Raw genomic sequence first — 19,823 nt, 5'->3', positions numbered from 1 at the left:
GCCCGGGGGGGGTGGGGCGGGGGGGGGGGGGGGCGCCCCCCCCCGGGGGGGCCCCCCCCCCCCCCGGGCGGCGTCGCCGCGTGACCCGTTCCGGGGCGCGGCGGCGCCGTCCCGGGTTCCGGTGTGCCGCTCGGCGACCGCCCGGTGCTGCCGGCGGCAGCCGGTCACAGCCTCCCCGGTCCCGACCCGCGGCCGAGGCGGCCGAGGAAGCCCAGCACCTTGACCAGGACGACGATGACCAGGATGACGACGGCCACCCGGATCAGGACGTCGACCGGATCGGTGTCCTCGTCCGGGTTCGGGTCGAGTTGGCGGGGGCCGAACTCCTCCAGCAACTCGTCCCTCGTGGCGGACCGGGTGGTGCCGTTGAGGGTGATCGCGACCTGGTCCACCTCCTCCGCGTACGTGTGCCAGACGAGGCGGGCTATCTCGACGCCGTTGTCGTCGGCCGCCGGCTTGGTGGCCTCGACCTGCACGAGGTCGTACCCGTTGGTGTTGACGTGGCCGACGCCGATCTCGGTGTAGCCGGCCTCCTGGAGACGTGCTCCCAGCGCTTCCATCTCCGCGCCCCACGAGCACCCCGCGGCCAGGAGGACGCCGAGCAGCGCGGCGAGCGGCAGCGGCAATCGCGCACGGGCCCGATCCCCTGCGCGGTTCATCCGAACCCCCGTCGAAGCACGGCGGGGAACGGTGACGCCGGACTGCCCTCCGGCGTCGGTCCGCTTCCCCCGCCCGGTTCCCGCCACGTCGCCACCTTGCTCGACCGAACGAACGAAAACCTGCGGGAAACCTGCAACCGCCGGACGCCCCTGCTAGACCGGTACCAGGGGGCCGGTCGTCGAGGGGAGTCCCGTGGTGGCGGTCGAGTTCCGCGTGTTGGGGCCGGTGCGGGCGACCATCGGGGAACGACCGGTCGACCTGGGCCACGCCCGGCAGCGGTGCGTGCTGGCGGTGCTGCTGATCGAGGCCAACCAGTGGCTGTCCGCCGACCAACTGCTCGACCGGGCGTGGGGCGACCGGGTGCCGCACGGTGGTCGGAACACCCTCTACGGCTACCTGTCGCGCCTGCGCCGGGCGCTGCGGGACACCCACGAGGCCCACATCGTGCACCGGGCGAACGGGTACGAGCTGGTCGTGGACGAGGACGCGGTGGACGTGCACCGGTTCCGCCGGCTCGTCGCCTTCGCGCGCGCCGAGACGGACCAGGCGCGGGCACTCGAACTGGCCGAGCGGGCGTCGGCGTTGTGGCGGGGCGAGGCGCTGCTGGGGCTGGACACACCGTGGACCACCACGGTGCGCAACGCGCTGGAGCGGGAGCGGTTCGCCGCCGACACCGACCGCCTGGACCTGGCGCTGCGGCTCGGGCGGCATTCCGCGCTGCTGCCCGAACTCACCGACCGCACCACCGCGCACCCGCTGAACGAGCACGTGACCGCGCAGCTCATGCTGGCGCTCTACCGCGCGGGCCGCCAGGCCGAGGCCCTGGACCAGTACCGGCGCCTGCGCGCCCGGCTGGCCGACGAACTGGGCGCCGAGCCCGGGTCGGAACTGCGGCGGCTCCACCAGCGGATCCTGTCCGCGGACCCCGACCTGACCGCTCCGGAGGAGGACCGGTCACCGGTGACGCCGCGCCAACTGCCCGCCGCTCCCGCGCCGTTCACCGGCCGCGTCCCCGAGTTGGCCGCGCTCGACCGCGCGCTGCTCGGGGCTTCGGGCGACGCGTCCGGGGAGGTGGTGACCGGGACGGTGGCGATCGGTGGTGTGGGCGGGATCGGCAAGACCTGGCTCGCGCTGTCCTGGGCGCACCGCAACCTGCACCGGTTCCCCGACGGGCAACTGTTCGTGGACCTCCAGGGGTTCAGCCCCGCCGGGGACCCGGTCGACCCGGCCGACGCGCTGCGCGGCTTCCTCGCCGCCCTGGGCGTCGCCCCCGACCGCGCCCAGTCGAACCCGGATGTCCTGTACCGCAGCCTGATGGCCGGGCGACGGGCGCTGGTGGTGCTGGACAACGCGGCCACCGCCGACCAGGTCGTCCCGTTGCTCCCGGGCAGCCCCACCTGCACCGTGCTGGTCACGAGCCGGACCAGCCTGCCGTCGTTGATCGACCGGCACGGCGCGCACCACCTGCCCCTGGGCGTGCTCACCCCCGGCGAATCCCGCGCCCTGCTGACGTCCCGCCTGGGCGCGCACCGCACCGACGCCGAACCCGACGCCGTGGACGAGCTGGTCGGGCTGTGCGGCCGGCACCCCCTGGCCCTGGCGATCACCGCACGGCACGCCGCCACCCGTCCCCGGCTCCCGCTGGCCGAGCTGGCCGCGGAACTGCGCGAACCGGGCCTGGACGCGCTCGACCACGAGACCGACGTCACCGCCAGCCTGCCCGCCGTGCTGTCCTGGTCCCTGCACCGCCTCACCGCACGGCAGCGCATGGTGTTCGTGCTGCTGGGCATCGCGCCCGGCCCGGACATCGACGTGCCCGCCGCTGCCTCCCTCACCGGCCTGACCACGGCCGAGGCCCGCCGGGCCCTGCGCGTCCTGGAGGACCACTCGCTGCTCGACCGGCACCCGCACGGCCGCCACGCGATGCACGACCTGGTCCGCGCCTTCGCCGCCTCCGCCGCCGACCAGCTGCCCGAACCGGAGCGGGAGGCCGCCCTGGAGCGGTTGACGGACTTCCACCTGCACACCGCCCACCACGCCGAACGGCTCCTGAACCCCCACCGACCGGAGATCCGGCTCGACCCGCCCGTGCCGGGGTCCCGGCCCCTCCGGCTGCCCGACCGCGCGGCCGCCCTGGCGTGGATGGACGACCACCACCTCCACCTCCTGGCGGTCCAGCACACCGCCGCCACCCGTCGGCGCCACCGGGTCGTGTGGCAGATCGCGTGGAGCCTGGGGACCTTCCACCGCCTGCGCGGGCACGTCCACGACGACCTGGCCGTGTGGCAAGCGGCCGCCGACGCCGCCGCCCACCTGCCCGATCCGGCCGCCCGGATCCTCGCCCACCGCCTGCTCGGCCACGCCCTCGCCGAACTGGAGCGGCACGACCGCGCCATCACCCACCTGCACCGGGCCCTCGCCCTCGCCCGCGAGCACCACGACCTCACCCAGCAGGCCCACACCCAGCACGCCCTCACGTGGGCCTGGGAACAGCACGGGGACGACCACCGGGCCCTGGAGCACGCCCGGCACGCCCTGGACCTCTTCCGCGCCCTCGACCACCCGGTGTGGGAAGCCACCGCGCTCAACATGGTGGGCTGGTACGCCGCCCGGGTCGGCGAGTACGACGACGCCCGCGAGCACTGCCGGGCCGCCCTCGACCTCTACCGCCGCCACGGCGACCCCGACGGCGAGGCGGACACCCTGGACAGCTTCGGCTGGATCGAGCACCACACCGGCCACCACCGCGAGGCCATCGACCACTACCGGCAAGCGCTGGCCCTGTACCGCACGGTCGGCAACACCACCGAGGCCGCCGACACCCTGAACAACCTCGGCCACCCCCACACCGCCCTGGGCGACCACACCCGAGCCCGCGCCGCGTGGCAGGAGGCACTGGACCTCTACCGCCGGCAGGGCCGCCACGCCGACGCCGAGCGCGTCCAAGCGCACCTCGCCGACCTCGACGCGGCGGTCCGCCGGGGGACGACCTGAACCCGTGGTCGTGGCACGACCGGGACGTCCTTCGACCCGCGCACCACCACCTCCCGGCGCCACCCGGGGCCGGAATGGCTCAGTTGAACGGGTTGTCGTAGAACGCGCTGCGCTTGACCGTCTTCACCGTATTGGTCGCGCCGTCGTAGTACAGCCCTTCCAGGGTCAGCCGGACGTTTTGCACGGTGCCACCGTAGGGGAAATCACGGGCGATGGCGCCGGATTGGTAGACGGCGTCATAAGACGAGCCGTTCACCTCGATGTAGACCTTGCTGTCGACGTAGCTCGACTGCCGTTCCACGGTCGCGTCCACCCGGAAGAGCGAGTTGCCGCTGTCGAACCGGATGGTGCCGGTCATGCGCCCCACCAGGGTCTCGGCCCCGGTGGACGAGTAACCGCGGAGCTGGATGCTCACGGGTTGACCGGAATCGAGGGTCGCCTGCGCGGGGACCGCGGCCACCGTGACGGACAACAGCGCGGCACCGAGAACCCCGGCCAGGCGTAACAGCACCTTTGATGTCATGAATGCGCTCCAAGGGCGACGGAAGAGGACTCCGGGCCCTACTTTTGCACGGGAGCGCGCGTTTGGCAGTAAGCCGAACGGACGCGAAGGCGCAGCCGGTGGCGAAACATTTGCGTCGGCGCGATCGGACGAGTGGTGATCAATTCGTGGGCCACGCGGAATGCCCGGCCGTTCAATCGTCGTGGTCAGCCGGTCCGGCCGCCCGGACGTCAGGAGCAGCCCTTCCCGGGAGGCTCCGAGCGGGTCGCGTGCAAGGACGCCAGGAGTCGCAGGCGGTCGGCGTCGGCGCTGCCCGGTTCGGCGGTGAAGACGAGCACGACCGGGCCGGGGCTGCCCGGCAGCGGGTAGGTGTCCCAGTCCAGGGTGATGTCGCCGACCTCGGGAACCCGGAAGGTCTTGGTGCCGCTGACCGACTCGCGCACCTCGTGCCGGGCCCACAGCCGCCGGAACTCGGCGCTGCGGATGCTCAGCTCGCCGACGATCGCGGTGGCGCGCGGGTGGGTGGGGTCGGTGGCGACGGCGGCGCGCATCATGCCGATGTAGTCCAGGGCCTGCCGCTCCCAGTCCGGGCAGCTCCGCTCGCCGGTCAGCGTGTCCTCGAACATCAGCAGGAGCATGTTGAGCCGGTCGGGCGGATAGCCGTCCGGGCTGCCGAGCAGCGCTTCCGCCATCGGGTTCCAGTCGAGCAGGTCGAGGTGCCGGCCCAGGACGACCGCCGGGGTGTCCAGCACCCGCAGCAGGCGCCGCGTGCTGTTCGGCACCCGTTCCGGACCGCGGTCCACCGGCGCGGGCACCGGCCGTCGGGCGGCGTGGGCCAGCGCGAACAGGTGGCGGCGTTCCCGGTCGTCGAGGCCGAGCGCGCCGGCGAGCGCGTGCAGGACGTCGTCGGACGGGCGCACCTCCCGGCCCTGCTCCATCCGCTGGTAGTAGTCGGTGCTCAGCCCGGCCAGCAGGGCCAGCTCCTCGCGGCGCAGCCCGGTGACCTTGCGCCGGCCGCCCGGCTCCAGACCGACGTCGTGCGGGCGCAGCCGGCCGCGCCTGGCGCGCAGGAAGTCCCCGAACTCCCGGGCGTGCGGACGAGGGCTGCTCACGGCGCCAGTGTGCCCCGGCCCCGGCCGGCGAAGGTAGGACTCCCAGACCCGGGCAACCGCGAACCAGCGAGATGTCACGGATCGCTCCTAGCGTCGTCGGTCCGGAGCACCGACACGTCCAGGAGCAGCAGATGACCGAACGGACCGCCGACCACCTCCCCGACCTGCGCGGCCGGGTCGCCGTCGTGACCGGCGCGAACTCGGGCCTCGGCCTGGTCACCGCCACCGAGTTGGCCCGCCGCGGCGCCCGCGTCGTGCTGGCCGTGCGCGACCCGGCCGCCGGCGGGGAGGCCGCCCGCCGGATCGAAGGCGACGTCGAAGTGCGCGAGCTGGACCTGGCGTCGCTCGCCTCCGTGCGGGCGTTCGCGGCGGGGCTGGCCGCCGACCACCCGGTGATCGACCTGCTGGTCAACAACGCCGGTGTGGTGCTGCTCGGACCACGCCGTACCTCCGCCGACGGTTTCGAGTTGCAGCTCGGCACCAACATGCTGGGCCACTTCGCGCTCACCGGCCTGCTGCTCGGCGCCCTGGCCGCGGCGCGGGCGGCCCGGGTGGTCAACCTCAGCTCGATCACCCACAAGACCGCGCACCTGGACTTCGGCGACCTGATGTTCGAGCGCGACTACCGGGCCGCTGCCGCCTACGGCCGGTCCAAGCTCGCCACCACCGTCTTCGGCGTCGAACTGGACCGCCGGCTGCGCGCCGCCGGGTCGCCGATCGCCAGTGTGCTGGCCCACCCCGGCCTCACCCGCACCAACCTGACCCCGCGTGCCTGGGAGCACCGGGGGCGGATCGGCAGGGTGATCGCGCGGCTCGGGCTCCTGGGCACCCAGTCGGTGGAGCAGGGCGCGCAGCCGCAGGTGCGCGCCGCGATCGGACCGGGGGTGCGGGGCGGCCAGTTCTTCGGCCCGTCCAGGCTCTGGGAGACGCGGGGCCCCGTCGCCGGGGCGCGGTTGAGCCGGGAGGCCGCCGATCCGGAGGTCGGCAGGCGACTCTGGTCGGCCGCCGAGGAGCTGACCGGCGTCCGCTACCTCTGAACCCGGCGGTCACCGGTCGACGGGCGGCGACACCGAGGCCGGCGACCGTCTCCCGTGTCGCACGTGAGCGCGGTGGCCGTCAGTCCCACCAGAAGGTCCACGAGTGGTCGTCCACGAGCCGGTCGGCGTAGGCGGCGAGCGTGTGGGGAGGTTCGCCCTGCCAGACGTTGTCCGGGCAGAACGCGAAGTGCTCGGCGGCGACGGCCAACGCGCCCTCGCGGGTGCGGGGAGGCGCGGCGACGCTCAGCACGAGCGTGGCGAACCCGACGCCCACGACCCGCGCGCCGAACCGCTCCTCCCAACCGCGCAGCACCGCCGAGATCTCGGCGGTGTCGCCGGTGTGGTTCGCCGGGCCGGTCCAACCGGCCGCGGTCACCGCGTCCGCGCCCCGGTCCGCCGCCACCAGGCCCAGGCGCAGTGACGGGTGACCGGCCAGGAGGTGCTGCGCGAGCCCGTCGGCGATGCGGTCCGGGTCCGCGGCGAGCGGCGGAGTGGGCGCCAACCCGGGCCAGGTGCGGCCGAACGGCGCGGTGACCGCGGCGCGTTCGGCCGGCGTCAGCAGGTCGTCGGGATCCCCTTCGGTGTTCCGGGCCCACCAGCGCGCCAGCACCGCGTCCGGATCGTGGTCACCCGGCGAGGACATGTCACCGGGCAGCACTTCGCCGTTCGCCCAGGGCCGGTACTCCTCGTCCTCGTCGTCCAGGGAGTCCAACAGCAGCGGCCACAACCCCGACCGGCCGTGCTCGGCACGCAACCGCGTCCACAGCCCGGCCGGCGCCGGCCCGTCGCCGAGCCAGAACGCGGGGGGGGGGGGGGGGGGGCGGCCGGCGCGGGGGGCCGCGGGGGGCGGGGGGGCGGCGGCGCGCCGCGCGCCCACGCCGCGCGCCGCCCCGCCCACACCCCCCCCGGGGCCGTTGCGGGGCGCCCGGCCCCCGGCCCGCCGGTGTCCCCCCCCCGGGGGGACGCCGGGGCGGCCGGGCGGCAGCGGAACCGACAGCGACCGACCGGCATCGGCCGCGTCGACGAACAGCGCCCGCAGATCGGCGGGCAGCGGCGGTTCGGAGATCATGACCGGATCGTATGCCCGGAGATCGCCAACCGTGCCCGTCGGTCGGCGGAGTCCGCGCCGGACGTCTTACCGGGGCACGTTCCCCATGTCGCCGGACAGCCACGCACGACCCCACGGACGTCGGCAGGCTCATCGACCAGGCTCCGGCAAGCCGACGTCCGCCGTTCGGCATGACAGCGCGTCCGGGCGCGGTACCCCCCGTGCCGGGTCGTCGTCAGGTGTGTCCGCCGAGGGCGTCCAGTCGCTCTTGGATGTCGAGAGCTTCGCCGCGGAGGCCTTGTTCCCGGTAGTGCGCCGCTGCTTCCTGCCATGCGGCACGGGCTTGGCGGTGCCGGCCGAGTGCCGCATGCGCCCGGCCGAGGTGATCCAGTGTGGTCGCGGCTTCGGAGGTGCTGCCGTGGTCGCGATGGAGGGCGAGCGCTCGTTGGTAGTGGCGGATCGCCGCGTGGTGGTCGCCGGTCGTGTGGTCGATGTGACCGAGGACTTCCCGAACGGCTGCCTCACCGCCGCGGTTGCCGTGGCGGCCGTGGGTGGCGAGCGCCGTCAGGCAGTCGTCGCGTGCACGGTCGTGGTCGCCGAGCGCGAGCTTGAGCTTCGCCATCTCGTTCAGTGCATCGGCTTCCCAGATCGGTCGGTCGATGCCCCGGTACAGCCGCCTGGCCCGGGTGGCGTGCTCCAGCGCTCGCGCGAGATCCCCTGCGCGCCCGAGCGTCCGTGCCAGTTGGTAGTGGACGTGCGCCTCGTGCACGGGATCGTCGAGACGCCGGCTCGCCACCAGTGCCCGGCTCAGGTGCGTGACGGCTTCGTCGTGCCGGCCCAGTCGCGCGTGCGCCCTCCCCAGGTGCCGGAGTGCCAAGGCCAGGACGGCCGGCTCGGACAGCTCCTCAGCCGCGGCGACGGCGGCTCGCCACAGCGCGAGGCGGTCCTCCGCGTGCCCCCGCCAGGCGTGGAACGTGGCGTGCGCCCACGCCAGCTGCCACACGGCGTGATGCCGGTCGAGCCGGGCGGCGGTGTGCTGGGCCGCGAGCAGGTTGGACCGTTCGGTGACGAACCACGCGAGGGACGCCGCGGCGTCGCCCATGGGCTGAGGGCGGACTCCCGGCGTCGGCGGGTCGAGTCGTGGCTGCTCTCGATGGGGGTACAGCATGCGGTCGGCGGTCAGCGCGGTGTGCAGGTAGTGGTCAACGGAGCGCGTCAGGGCCGCCCTCCTGACGTCTTCCGTCAACTCGCGTCGCGCGGTGAGGGCGGAATAGCCGCGGACGAGGTCGTGCATCGAGTAGCGCCCGTCCGGCTGCCGGTTGAGCAGCGATGCCTCGGTGAGGGACCGCAGCGCCCGTCCCGCTGCCGAGGCGGACAGCCCGGTGAGGCTCGCCGCTGCGGGCAACGCGATGTCCGGCCCGGGTGCGATCCCGAGCAGCGCGAACGTCCTCTTCTGCTCGGTGGTCAACACCCGGTACGACCAGGACAGGACGGCGGAGAGGTCGGCTGCGGGATCGTCGTCGGCCAACGCGTCGATCCCTTCGTCACGCAGTTCGGCCGCGAACTCCGCCAGTGGGATGTTCGCGTGGACGTGAGCGCGAGCGGCGATCACGCCCAGCGACAACGAGAAGCCCTTGCACGAACGGATGAGGTCCCGTACCGCGTCCGGCTCGGCCGCGGCCCGAGCGACACCGACCTTGTGCACCAGCAGGCTGTGGGCCTCGGAATCGCTCAGGACGTCCAAGCCCATCAGGTGCGCGCCATGCCTGCCGACCAGACTGCCCAGCACTCGACGGCTGGTGACCAGGACGGCGCACCCGGCACCGCCCGGGAGCAACGGGACGACCTGGGCGGCGTCCCTCGCGTTGTCCAGGACGATCAGCACCTTCCGGTCGGCGGTGATGCTGCGGAACAGGGCGGCCCTGGTGTCGGTGTCGTCGGGGACGGCGTCGGGTCTCCCCGTCAGCGCGAGGAGGAACCCCCGCAACGCCGTCGCGGGCGACACGGGGTCGGCCTCGGGGCTGAACCCCCTCAGATCGACGAACAGGTGGCCGTCCGGGAATCGCGTCGCGCGGCGATGGGCCCAGTGGAGGGCGAGCCACGTCTTGCCGATCCCTCCCACACCTCCGATCACGGCGAGCGCCGGCGCCTCCCGCGTGGCGTCCTCACCGGCCGCGACGCCCAGCAGCCTGTCCAACGCCGCCAACTCGTCGCCCCTGCCGGCGAAAGGTCTCGGCGGCAGGGGCAGCTGACGAGGGACGACCACGTCGGAGGGCGTGTGCAGGTGCAGGCCGCCGTGAACGACACCCACCTGTGCGGCGACACCCACCGAGGTCGCGGTCACCGTGTTGACGACCCTTGAGGCTCCTTCGTCCGGCAAGGGCTCCGTCGACTCCGACATCGTGGATCACACCTCCGGGAACAATCCTGGCCCGGCCTACCACGGAGCGGGTGATCCGGGGGCGATCCCCGTTCCGTGATCGCGTTCGTGCGCGGGATCCGGACCCCGGTGAGGACGACCTCGGCGGCCTCGTCGGCAAGGGCTCGGCGAGTGCGTCCAGCGGGATTCGTCGTGGCACGGGTGACGGGCCGGCCCGCCAAGCGCCCCACGGCTCGGTGAAAAATCGGCTCCCCGGTTTCCTCCGCCGGCCGGTGCTGGTTGCGTTGAGCCACGTCGTCTTGTCCCACGGGGGTGTCGTGCGCCGGTCGGCAGCTCGGGTCGCGGTCGCGGTGGTGATGGTTGCCGTGGTCTGCGGGGTCGCGCCGTCGTCGGTGCGCTCCGTGTCGGCGGGTTTGGCGCCGACTCCCCCGATGGGGTGGAACTCGTGGAACCGGTTCGGGTGTGACGTGGGGGAGCGGATGGTTCGCGAGACGGCGGACGCGATGGTCGAATCGGGGATGCGCGACGCCGGTTACACCTACCTGAACCTGGACGACTGCTGGATGGCGCGCGAACGGGACGAGCAGGGCCGGTTGGCGCCGGATCCGGCGAAGTTCCCCCACGGCCTGAAGCCGGTGGCGGACTACGTGCACGAGCGCGGGTTGAAGTTCGGGGTCTACGCCGACGCGGGGGCGAGGACGTGCGCGGGTTACCCCGGCAGCCTCGGGCACGAGCAGGTGGACGCGCGGAGCTTCGCCGAGTGGGGTGTCGACTACCTCAAGTACGACAACTGCAACAACGACGGCAGCCCCGCGGCCGAGCGGTACGCGAGGATGGGGCGCGCGTTGCGCGAGTCGGGCAGGCCGATCGTGTTCGCCATCTGCGAGTGGGGGCACGAGCGCCCGTGGGAGGGCTGGGGGCGCAAGGCGGGCGGGCACCTGTGGCGCACGACCCGCGACATCGCCGACTCCTGGGCCAGTTGGACGGCGTTGCTGGACCTCCAGGTCGGGTTGGAGGGGTACTCCGGGCCGAACGGCTGGAACGACCCGGACATGCTGGAGGTCGGCAACGGGGGCATGGCCGAGCACGAGGACCGGGCCCACTTCACCATGTGGGCGCTGCTGAACGCGCCGCTGATCGCGGGCAACGACCTCAGGGTGATGAGCCCGGGGACGAAGGGCATCCTCCTGGACCGCGACCTCATCGCGGTGAACCAGGACTGGGGCGGGAAGCAGGGGTTCCGGCTGCGGGACGACGGCGAGCAGGAGGTGTGGACGAAGCCGATGTCGGACGGGTCGGCCGTGGTGGTGCTGTTCAACCGCGGGGTGTCCGATCGCGAGATCGGCATCACCGTCGACGCGGTCGGCCTGCCGTCCGCGGCCGGGTACCGGGTGTTCGACCTGTGGAGCAAGGAGCAGAGCACGACCACCGACGAGGTGCGCGCCCGCGTGCCGGCCCACTCCGTCGTGGCTTACCGGGTCTGGCTGACGTGACCGCCCCGGCGCGGTTCACCAGCGCGGGTCAGCCCGGGAGCACGTGGCGTTCCTCGTGGTCGCCGACCAGGCCGTGGCGCGTGAGTTCCCAGTGGTGGCGCTTGCCGGGGCGCAGGAGCTGGACGAGTGCCTTGTAGGCGGCGGCGCTCATCAGGGCCCAGTACAGGGGGACGGTGAGCATGGTCGGCACGGCGCGCTGGAGGCCGCGTTGCATGCAGCCGGCCATGAACTGGTACAGCATGGCGAGGTTGCCACCCAGCATGGCGGCGGTTCCGGCGTAGAGCACCGCCGGGCTGAACAGCGGTTGGATCGGATCCGGGCCGGTGACGAGGTACAGGCACGTCAGCGACCAGAACAGCGGGTTGACCAGCGTGGTGAGGGTGGTGAAGCCGAACGTCAGCTGGAAGGCGAGGAACCCCCGGGGTCCGAGGTCCCGGAGCAGTCGCCAGGGGTGGCGCATGTGCACCAGCCAGGTCTGGAGGTAGCCCTTGATCCAGCGGCTGCGCTGGCGCACCCAGTTGCCCAGCTCGCTGTTGGCTTCCTCGTAGGTCACGGAGTCGAAGATCCGCACCTCCCAGCCGCGGCGGGCGATGCGCACGCCCAGGTCGGCGTCCTCGGTGACGTTGTGGGGGTCCCAGCCGCCGAGGGCGCGCAGGGCGTCGACCCGGAAGTGGTTGGACGTGCCGCCCAGCGGGATGGGCAGCCGGAAGCGGTCGAGGCCGCGCAGTGCCAGGGCGAAGTTCACGGCGTACTCGGCGGCGAAGTTGCGGGTCAGCCAGTTCGTCCAGGGGTTCCAGTAGGCCAGTTCGGCCTGCAGGCACACCACCCGGTCCGGTTGGGCGCGCAACGCCGCGGCGGCTTTGCGCAGCTGGTCGGCTTCGGGGCGGTCTTCGGCGTCGTAGATGACGCACAGCTCACCGGTGGCGCGGGCCAGGCCGGCGTTGCACGCGTGGGGCTTGGTGCGGGGGCCTCCCTCGGGGACGAGCACCACCTCGAACGCGGGCGGCAGGTCGAGGTGGTCCAGCGCGGCACGGGTGACGTCGTCGTCCTGTTCGACCAGCAGCAGCACCTGGAGCCGTTGGTCGGGGTAGTCGAGCCGGTGGATGGTCTCGACCAGCGCGGGCAGCACCACCTCTTCGCGGTGCACGGGGAGGAGGACCGTGTAGGGCGGCAGGTCGTGGTCGGCGGCCGGGTCGCCGTCCCCCGCCCGGATGATCCGGGCGCCGGGGCCGGCCACCACCAGCAGGCACCGGAAGGAGATCAGGGCCACGTAGACGGTCGTGACCGCGGCCACCGACGCCTGCGCCCACCACAGCGGACCCGGCGCGGCGGTGGTCACGGCGCCGGCCACGACCGCACCCGCCAGGACGACGGACGCCGCCACCAGGGCGACCTGCTGGCCGTGGCTGAGCAGCCTGCGCGCGCTGAACCGCTCGGGGAGGACGGGCCGGCCCACGTCGTGCGGCGGGAGGTCGGTCGTCATGCGCGACGGGCTCCCGCGCTCCGGTGGTGCACGAAGTCCTCCTCGTCGGGGCCGATCACCGTGACCGCGGCCCGTCGTCGTGGTCGGAAGGCGACCTCGCGGTGGAGGACGTGGGGTGTCACCGGTTGAGCATCCGTTCGCCGGGCTGCGCGGACCGGTCCGGCGCGGTCGGCGTCGGCGTGCGGGGAGGGGCGGCGGTGCGCACCGAGGAGACGGTGTAGAGCGGTCGTCTCTGCGCTTCGGCGTAGGTGCGGCCGATGTAGCTGCCCAGCACCCCCTGCATCGTGATCTGCACCCCGCCGAGGAAGAACAGCGCGATGGCGGTGAAGGCCCAGCCCGGCACCGCGGTCTCCGGCGCCAGGACCTTCACGCCGACCGCGTAGAGGATCCCGAGGAAGCTGAGCAGGGAGATGCCGTAGCCGAGCCGGCTGATCAGCTTGAGCGGCGCGACGGAGAAGCCGAGCAGGCCGTCCGCGGCCAGCCGCACCATCTTGCCCAGGGGGTAGCCCGTGGCGCCGGCGTACCGCTCGTCCCGGTCGAACAGGACGCCGGTCTGGCGGAAGCCGATGTAGCTGACCAGCCCGCGCAGGAACCGGTCGCGCTCGCGGAACTTGCGCAGCTCGTCGACCACCTTGCGGTCCAGGAGCCGGAAGTCGCCGGTGTCGCGCGGGATGTCGACCGAGGCGATCGCGCGCAGAACCCGGTAGAACGCACTGGCGGTGAGCTTCTTGAACGTCGAGTCGCGGCGTGAGCGGCGTTGGGCGTACACCACCTCGTAGCCCTGCTGCCACCGCGCGATCAGCTCCAGGCTCACCCGTGGCGGGTCCTGCAGGTCGCTGTCCATGACGATCACCGCGTCGGCGTCGGCGAGGTCCAGGCCCGCGGTGATCGCGGTCTGGTGGCCGAAGTTGCGGGCCAGTTCGATGACGGTGACGCGGTCGTCCGCGTCGGCCAGCGCCTGCAACCGGCCGGCGGAGTCGTCCGTGCTGCCGTCGTCCACGTAGATGAAGGTGAAGTGGTAGCGGTCGGCGAGGTCCCGGGTGACCCGGCACACCGTGTCGTGGAGCAGCTCGATGTTCTCCGCCTCGTTGAAGACCGGGAACACGTAGGCGATGGATCGTTGCGTCCCGTTCATGCGTTGTGCCGCTCCGGTGCTCGGGGTTCCACGTGCCGGTAGATGACGTGGTGGTCGTCGGCGTAGGTCTGCTCGTAGCCGGCGTGGACCGACGGGCTGTCGTGCAGCCGCCGCCACACCTCGTCCTCGCCGCCGGGTGTGCGGCGCAGGTGGATCCAGCGGACGGCCTGGCCGGCGGGGTCGGCGAGCGCGGCCTCCCACTGGCGGAAGCTGCCCTCGTAGATCACCTTGGCCGTGGGTATCCGGGAGGCGAAGGCGACGGTCTCGTTGCCCCACGACTGCATCAACACGCGTCCGCCGTCGTAGTGCTCGCGCAGCCACGCCGCGGCGCGGGCGTTGACGCGTTCGGTGGCGCCCGCGCGGAAGGCCGCGGCCTCCTGCAGGGTGGCCGTCCCGGTCAGGGCCAGGTGGGCGCAGCCCACGAGCGCGGCGACCGCGGGCAGGAAGCGGATAGGCGACCGGTGGGCCGGCGCGACGAGGTACCCGGTGAACACCGCCGCGGGCAGCACCAGGACGAGCGCGAAGCGCACGTTGTAGAGGTCGCCGCTGATCTCGGGCACGTGCAGCGGGCGCTGCCCGGAGTGGAGCGCGACGACGAAGAACGGCAGGAACACCAGCAGCGGCAGCAGTGCCGGCGCCTCGTCGCGCAGCCTGGTCCGCCACGTGAAGCAGAGCAGTCCGATCACGGCCGCCGCCGGCACGACGGGGCCGAGGACGTGGCGTGCGGCGTGCAGGTAGGTCTGCGACGACACGGCCCAGTCGCCCACGGCGCGCTCGTCCGCGCCGACCCACAGGGCGGGTCTGGCGAACTCGCCGCGCACGAAGTTCAGCGGGTCGCCGAAGATCGCGGCGTTCCACAGCGCCCACCCGACCGCGCCGCTGACCGCCAGGCAGCCGAAGAACACCAGGTCGGCCCGCACGAGGACGGAGGGTTTCGGTCGCGCCCGCGCCCGCCGCCAGGAGCACACGCCGACGACCACCGCCACCGCGACCAGGAAGACCCAGCCCTCGTAACGCACCAGCGTGGCGCCGAGGACGGCCACGGCCGTGGCCAGGAGGTGGCGGTAGTCGCCCTCCCGGCACCAGCGCAGCAGGTGCCAGGTCGCCGCGGCCAGGCAGGCGAGCAGCAGCGCCTCGGTCATCGGGGTGCTCTGCAGGTACAGGACGTTGGGGTTGGCGCAGAACACCAGGACCGTGGTCACCGCGCCCGTGCGGCGGCCGGTGAGCGCGAAGCCGATGCGGTACAGCCAGGACGCGGTGGCGACGTAGGCGCACATCGACACGGCGCTCGGCACGACGCCCGTGTGGTACCACGACTCGTGGCCGACGAGCGGCAGGGCGAGCACGTGCGACAGCGGCAGCCAGACCCCGCCGAGTTGTGCGGCGCCGGGCGTGGACGCGTCGAGCACCCGGCGGCTGATCAGCAGGTGCGACACCGCGTCCGGGTACGCCAGCGTCATCCCGCTCGCGGCCACCGCGGCGCAGGCGCCGACCGACAACGCCACGGCGACCACCACCACCGCCCGCAGGAGCGGGTCGCGTGGCGCGACCACGCGGGCGAGGCCCCGGCGGACCAGGCCCTTCCGGGCCGCGGGCGTGATCACCGGGGGGCGGTGCCGTCCGGGCACGTGCTCGACGAGGATCCTCGCGTCACGCCGGCGCAGCTCGGCGAGCAGTTCGCCGCGTGCCGCGGCGGACCGCGGGACCAGGTCCAGGTCGGTCAGGGTCCGCCGGTCGACGAGGTAGTGGCCCGGACCCGGGCGGCCGGTGCGCGACGCGGCCGGGGGCACCACCGCCCGCAGCCACGACATCCGTCGCCGCGGTCGGTCGCCGGGGCCGCGCCGGTACGCGACGACGAGGTCGGCCCGTTCCGTCCGCGCCGTCGCGAGCAGGGGAGGCAGGCGTGCGGCGGGGATGCGGCCGTCGGTCAGGAAGATCCGCCGGTGGTCGGTCTCGGCCAAGGCCGCCGCCAGGCCCGTCGGCTCGCCGTTGCCGGGTCCGCGGCGGACGGCCCGCACCCGGTCCGGGTAGCGGGTGGCCAACCCCTCGGCGACGTCGCCGGTGGTGGCCGGGCCGTCGTCGGGGAGCACGAGGAGCACGCAGTGGCGTTCCCCGACCCGGTCCAAGGTGGACAGCAGGTCGTCCACGGCGACGGCCAGGTCGCCCCGATCCCCTTGGACGGACACGACCACGGCGACGCCCTCGGCGATGCGCGGCGCGGATGGACCGGGGCTGGGCATGGACGTGGTCACTCCTCGTGGGAAGGCCGGCTCGTCGCGTGACGCGGGGAAGCGACCGGGCCACGATCACCCGACGGCCCTCTTCCGCGACCGAGCATGGGTGCCACGATCCACTCCCGCAAACGGAACGAGTCCGGTCGTCCGCTCTTGCACCCGTGCAGGTGACGGACCCGGCGCGGCGCCGACGTACCGCGAGCCCGCGACGTGGGGCGGGCCGCCGAGGAGCGTCGAACGGCGGCTACTCGGGGTTCCGGTTCAGGTCCGCGGCGAGTTGCAGGTAGGCGAGCCGGTACGGGTTCGTGCCGGGCGTCGTGGCGGCGTCGGTGACGGCCCGGCGCAGGACGCGGTCGGCGTGGTCCCTCGTCGCCCCGAGCCGTTCGGCCTGCTCGTGGTAGCCGTCCTCGGTCTCGATGGCGTAGGGGTTCGTCACGCCGTCATGCTGCCTGGTGGCGGGCTCGTCCGCCACTCGTGTGGCGCGAGGGGCCGCCTGTCGGGCGCTGCGCTCGCGCCCCGCCTCGATCCCGGTCACGATGAACACCCCGTCGGTGCCGGAGGTGGTCGAGGTGGAACACGCGGCGATCGCCGCCGGCGACCAGCCCGTCATCGCGCCGATGCTGGCCACCCTGGGCGAACCGCCCACCGGACCGGGGTGGGCGGTCGAGTTCAAGTGGGACGGCTACCGCGGGATCGCGTACTGCCAGGGCGGTCGGGTGCGGGTGCTCAGCCGCAACCAGCTCGACCTCACCGACCGCTTCCCGGAGCTGCGGGTGCTGTCGGAGGTGGTGGGCGGGCGCACCGTGGTGCTCGACGGCGAGATCGTCGCCCTCGGCCCGGACCGGCGTCCCAGCTTCCAGCTGCTCCAGCGGCGCACCCGTCACGCGCTCGGTGTGCGGGCGCTGCGGGTGGCCCCGGTCGCCTACTACGTGTTCGACGTGCTCGTGGTGGACGGTCGCCCGGTGTGGAACCGGCCTTACCTGGAGCGGCGGGCGGTGTTGACCGCGTTGCAGTTGCCCGGCGAGCACGCGATCCAGGTGCCGCCGAGCTTCCCCGACACCGAACCGGCGACGATCCTGCACGTCGCCGAGCAGCACGAGCTGGAAGGCATCGTCAGCAAACGCGTCACGTCCCGCTACGAGCCGGGGCGGCGTTCGCCGGCGTGGGTCAAGACGCCGCTGCGGCGGACCCAGGAGGTCGTCGTCGGAGGGTGGAAGCCGGGCCAGGGGCGGCGCTCGGGCACGGTCGGGTCGCTGTTGCTGGGGGTCTACGACGAGACGGGCCTGGTCTACGTCGGCCACGTCGGCACCGGGTTCACCGACCAGGCGCTGGTGGACATGCGGCGACGCCTGGCCCGGCTGCGGCGCTCCACCAGCCCGTTCGGCACGCCGGTCCCGCGCGAGTTCGCCCGTGACGCGCAGTGGGTCGAGCCGGTGCTCGTCGGCGAGGTCGAGTTCCGGCACTGGACCACCGACCACCGGCTCCGCCACCCGTCCTGGCGCGGCCTGCGCGACGACCTCGAGCCCGCGGACGTCCGCCACCCCGGTCCCTGACCGGGGCGATTCGCCTTGACAAGGAATCGAACACGCGTGCGATGATCCGGGCGCGGCTCTTCCCCGGCCGCCGTGCACCCGTCCGTGACCGCGGCGGGTCGTCGGTGGGATCGAGGGGTGGGTCGCGTGCAGCGGCGCGAGTACGAGCGGGCGGTCGACCGGTTCCGGTGGTTGGTGGCGCGGTTGCCGGGCTGGCGCGTCGAGGAGCACGACGGGACGCCGGCGCTGGTCGACGCGCTGCACGGCGGCGGTGTGCTGCTGCGCCTGGACAGCCGCTGGAACGCCTACCTGGTGCGGTACTTCGAGGCCGTGGACAAGGACCGCCTCCTGGCCCTGGTCGCGCTGCTGGAGGTCGTGCCGCCGGAGGGACCGGCGCACCGGGCCGCGGTGGCATTCCTGAAATCCCTTCGGCTCGCCGACGAACCCGGGGCCTCGCCCCGACAGGTGGCGACCGGTCGCCCGACGGCGTCGGAGCCGGTCGAGCCGTCCTCTCCGGACGGTGACTGCGGCAGAGGGGGAAATTCACCCCCGTGGTCTCGTGAGGTCACGCACCTGGTGGAGTGAAGTCCCCGTGACCCCTGCCGGTGTTCCGCCGTGCAGCGGGGGTTCGCGGGGCCCTGTCGGGGAACTCGTGGGTTCCAGAGTCGCGTGGCACTGACCGCGCACGAAGGACGGAGGCGGGGATGGGCGGCACGGGGTCACGGGGCGGGGGCGAGGACTCGTCGGCCCCTCGAACCGCGGCGTGGACCGCAGTCGGCGGCTCCGACCGGGCGGCGGAGCGGGTCCCCGGGGACCGGTGAGCCATGAGCGCCGAGGACACCGCGCGCGGGGCGTCCACCGTGCTGTCCGAGGACGCCGGCGTGACGGTCGGGGTGGAGGAGGAGTTCCTGCTGGTCAGCCGGGAGACGTTGCTCCCCGTGGGCAGCGCCGCGGCCGTGCTGGACGGGCTGGCGTCCACCGGGTTGGCCGGCGGCGGTCGGGCGACGCGCGAGCTGTGGGACACCGAGGTCGAGGCGAGCACCGGGGTCTGCTCGGACCTCGCGCGGTTGCGGGAGCAGCTCGCCGGCAACCGCGCCGCGCTGCGCCGCGCGGCCCGGGCGCAAGGGCTGGAGCTGGTCCCGGTGGGGCACCCGCTGTTCGGCGCGGAGACGGCGCCGCCGAGGCGTGACGGCCACTACGCGTGGATGAGCGACGCCTACGCGGGAGCACTGGCCGACCAGGAGGTCTGCGGCTGCCACGTCCACGTCGGGCTCGGGGACCGCGACACCGGGGTGGCCGTGCTCAACCACCTGGCGCCGTGGCTGCCGACCCTGCTGGCGCTCACCGCGAACTCGCCCTTCCGCCGGAGCCGGGACACCGGGTACCACAGCTGGCGGATGATGGTCCTGGCCCGCCTGCCCGCCTGCGGCATCCCCCCGTGGTTCGGCTCGGCCGCCGAGTACGACGCCGACCTCGCCCGGCTCGGCGAGTGCGGGCTGATCCCGCCCGGCCACGGCGGCTCGCGCCTGGCCCGCCTGTCGCACCACCTGCCCACCGTCGAGGTGCGCGTCGCCGACACCACGGCCACGACCGACGAGGCGGTGCTCTACGCCGCCCTCGTCCGCGCCCTCGTGCGCACCGCGCTGGACGACCTGGACGCCGGCCGTGAAGCACGCCGGTCCGGCGACGCCGTGCTCGGCGACGCGCTGTGGGCAGCCGCCCGCCACGGCCTCGACGGCCCCGCCGTGGACCCGTGGACCGGCGCCCGCACGTCACCGCACGCGATGACGTCGCGCCTCTACCGGCACACCGAAGACGCCCTGGCCGCGACCGGCGACCTGGACCGGACCCGCGCACTGCTCCGCACGCTGCTCGCCCACGGCAACGGTGCCATGCGACAACGCCTCGCCGCCGCACGGCACGGCGTGGCGGGCGCGCTCGCCATGCTGACCGGGGACACCGGGGGTCGGGACTCCGCCACCGGGTGACTTCGTGCGGACGGTTGACGCGACAGCCCCGTGCTCGGCAGGCACCTGCGAGATCCGCCCCGAACGCGTTCGTCAGGATGGCGGTCGGTCGGGGAGCGGGAACGCCTGGAGCACCCCGGGGCTCGCGTGCCGGGAGCCCGCCCCGCGCGCGGGGACGACACCCCCGCCCCGGGGGGCCCCGGGGCGCGGCGGGCCCCCGCCGCGGGCGGCGCGCGGGGTAGTCGC

Annotated in this window: 15 protein-coding genes; 6 read left to right on the top strand and 9 right to left on the bottom strand. The window is 73.9% G+C overall.

From position 1 onward, the window contains the following. Positions 1-164: 164 nt before the first annotated feature. Positions 165-659 carry a hypothetical protein gene (locus tag ACFXGA_RS20540; RefSeq protein WP_378090155.1) on the bottom strand — a complete coding sequence of 165 codons (495 nt, stop codon included), beginning with the start codon at positions 657-659 and terminating at the stop codon, positions 165-167. Between the two features lie 196 nt (positions 660-855). Between ACFXGA_RS20540 and ACFXGA_RS20535 the strand changes: the two genes are divergently transcribed. Continuing rightward, entirely contained in the window at positions 856-3,654 is a 2,799-nt protein-coding gene (locus ACFXGA_RS20535) for a BTAD domain-containing putative transcriptional regulator (RefSeq protein ID WP_378090154.1), read from the top strand. Between the two features lie 79 nt (positions 3,655-3,733). Here ACFXGA_RS20535 and ACFXGA_RS20530 read toward each other — a convergent pair whose 3' ends face one another. Together ACFXGA_RS20530 and ACFXGA_RS20525 are read right to left on the bottom strand one after the other, a co-directional pair. Beyond that, positions 3,734-4,177, bottom strand: a complete 444-nt coding sequence (locus tag ACFXGA_RS20530; protein WP_378090153.1) for a hypothetical protein — start codon at positions 4,175-4,177, stop codon at positions 3,734-3,736. 209 nt (positions 4,178-4,386) lie between these two features. Then, a complete protein-coding gene (locus tag ACFXGA_RS20525; protein ID WP_378090152.1) occupies positions 4,387-5,268 on the bottom strand; it encodes a helix-turn-helix transcriptional regulator in 882 nt (293 codons plus the stop codon). Positions 5,269-5,399: 131 nt separating this feature from the next. Between ACFXGA_RS20525 and ACFXGA_RS20520 the strand changes: the two genes are divergently transcribed. Continuing rightward, entirely contained in the window at positions 5,400-6,305 is a 906-nt protein-coding gene (locus ACFXGA_RS20520; RefSeq protein WP_378090151.1) for an oxidoreductase, read from the top strand. A gap of 79 nt (positions 6,306-6,384) precedes the next feature. Here ACFXGA_RS20520 and ACFXGA_RS20515 read toward each other — a convergent pair whose 3' ends face one another. Together ACFXGA_RS20515 and ACFXGA_RS20510 are read right to left on the bottom strand one after the other, a co-directional pair. Next, entirely contained in the window at positions 6,385-7,059 is a 675-nt protein-coding gene (locus tag ACFXGA_RS20515; RefSeq protein WP_378090150.1) for a DUF4253 domain-containing protein, read from the bottom strand. Positions 7,060-7,588: 529 nt separating this feature from the next. Further along, the gene (locus ACFXGA_RS20510) at positions 7,589-9,754 is read right to left on the bottom strand and encodes a tetratricopeptide repeat protein (RefSeq protein ID WP_378090149.1); all 2,166 of its coding nucleotides are present in this window, start codon (positions 9,752-9,754) and stop codon (positions 7,589-7,591) included. Between the two features lie 335 nt (positions 9,755-10,089). On the opposite strand from ACFXGA_RS20510, the gene ACFXGA_RS20505 reads away from it, so the two are divergent. Then, positions 10,090-11,226 (top strand): glycoside hydrolase family 27 protein, encoded by a 1,137-nt coding sequence (locus ACFXGA_RS20505; protein WP_378090147.1) that lies wholly within the window; start codon positions 10,090-10,092, stop codon positions 11,224-11,226. A gap of 28 nt (positions 11,227-11,254) precedes the next feature. Here the strand turns inward: ACFXGA_RS20505 and ACFXGA_RS20500 are convergent, their stop codons facing one another. The 4 genes from ACFXGA_RS20500 to ACFXGA_RS20485 all read right to left on the bottom strand — a co-directional run bounded on the left by ACFXGA_RS20500 (position 11,255) and on the right by ACFXGA_RS20485 (position 16,514). After that, a complete protein-coding gene (locus ACFXGA_RS20500) occupies positions 11,255-12,709 on the bottom strand; it encodes a glycosyltransferase family 2 protein (protein ID WP_378090145.1) in 1,455 nt (484 codons plus the stop codon). A 118-nt stretch (positions 12,710-12,827) separates the two neighbouring features. Then, a complete protein-coding gene (locus ACFXGA_RS20495) occupies positions 12,828-13,844 on the bottom strand; it encodes a glycosyltransferase family 2 protein (RefSeq protein WP_378090143.1) in 1,017 nt (338 codons plus the stop codon). After that, positions 13,841-16,084, bottom strand: coding sequence for a glycosyltransferase family 39 protein (locus ACFXGA_RS20490; RefSeq protein WP_378090141.1), 2,244 nt, complete (start codon positions 16,082-16,084; stop codon positions 13,841-13,843). Before ACFXGA_RS20490 ends, ACFXGA_RS20495 begins: the two co-directional genes overlap by 4 nt. A 238-nt stretch (positions 16,085-16,322) precedes the next feature. Then, entirely contained in the window at positions 16,323-16,514 is a 192-nt protein-coding gene (locus ACFXGA_RS20485) for a hypothetical protein (protein ID WP_378090139.1), read from the bottom strand. Positions 16,515-16,614: 100 nt separating this feature from the next. Between ACFXGA_RS20485 and ligD the strand changes: the two genes are divergently transcribed. From ligD to ACFXGA_RS20470, 3 genes are all read left to right on the top strand, one after another. After that, complete coding sequence (ligD, locus tag ACFXGA_RS20480) at positions 16,615-17,631, top strand: non-homologous end-joining DNA ligase (protein WP_378090137.1); 1,017 nt, start codon at positions 16,615-16,617, stop codon at positions 17,629-17,631. Between the two features lie 126 nt (positions 17,632-17,757). Further along, positions 17,758-18,195, top strand: a complete 438-nt coding sequence (locus ACFXGA_RS20475; RefSeq protein ID WP_378090135.1) for a hypothetical protein — start codon at positions 17,758-17,760, stop codon at positions 18,193-18,195. A 239-nt stretch (positions 18,196-18,434) separates the two neighbouring features. After that, entirely contained in the window at positions 18,435-19,598 is a 1,164-nt protein-coding gene (locus tag ACFXGA_RS20470; protein WP_378090133.1) for a YbdK family carboxylate-amine ligase, read from the top strand. Positions 19,599-19,823: the final 225 nt, after the last annotated feature.

Origin of the sequence: Actinosynnema sp. NPDC059335 (assembly GCF_042752395.1) — a bacterium.
GTDB lineage: Bacteria > Actinomycetota > Actinomycetes > Mycobacteriales > Pseudonocardiaceae > Actinosynnema.
This window is presented reverse-complemented; position numbering and strand designations above follow the sequence as displayed.

Excerpts from the sequence above, each read along its gene's own strand:
- ACFXGA_RS20490 (WP_378090141.1), bottom strand. The coding sequence starts at position 16,084 with ATGCCCAGCCCCGGTCCATCCGCGCCGCGCATCGCCGAGGGCGTCGCC.
- ACFXGA_RS20530 (WP_378090153.1), bottom strand. The coding sequence starts at position 4,177 with ATGACATCAAAGGTGCTGTTACGCCTGGCCGGGGTTCTCGGTGCCGCG.
- ligD (WP_378090137.1), top strand. The coding sequence starts at position 16,615 with ATGAACACCCCGTCGGTGCCGGAGGTGGTCGAGGTGGAACACGCGGCG.
- ACFXGA_RS20500 (WP_378090145.1), bottom strand. The coding sequence starts at position 12,709 with ATGACGACCGACCTCCCGCCGCACGACGTGGGCCGGCCCGTCCTCCCC.
- ACFXGA_RS20520 (WP_378090151.1), top strand. The coding sequence starts at position 5,400 with ATGACCGAACGGACCGCCGACCACCTCCCCGACCTGCGCGGCCGGGTC.
- ACFXGA_RS20510 (WP_378090149.1), bottom strand. The coding sequence starts at position 9,754 with ATGTCGGAGTCGACGGAGCCCTTGCCGGACGAAGGAGCCTCAAGGGTC.
- ACFXGA_RS20540 (WP_378090155.1), bottom strand. The coding sequence starts at position 659 with ATGAACCGCGCAGGGGATCGGGCCCGTGCGCGATTGCCGCTGCCGCTC.
- ACFXGA_RS20495 (WP_378090143.1), bottom strand. The coding sequence starts at position 13,844 with ATGAACGGGACGCAACGATCCATCGCCTACGTGTTCCCGGTCTTCAAC.
- ACFXGA_RS20505 (WP_378090147.1), top strand. The coding sequence starts at position 10,090 with ATGGTTGCCGTGGTCTGCGGGGTCGCGCCGTCGTCGGTGCGCTCCGTG.
- ACFXGA_RS20470 (WP_378090133.1), top strand. The coding sequence starts at position 18,435 with ATGAGCGCCGAGGACACCGCGCGCGGGGCGTCCACCGTGCTGTCCGAG.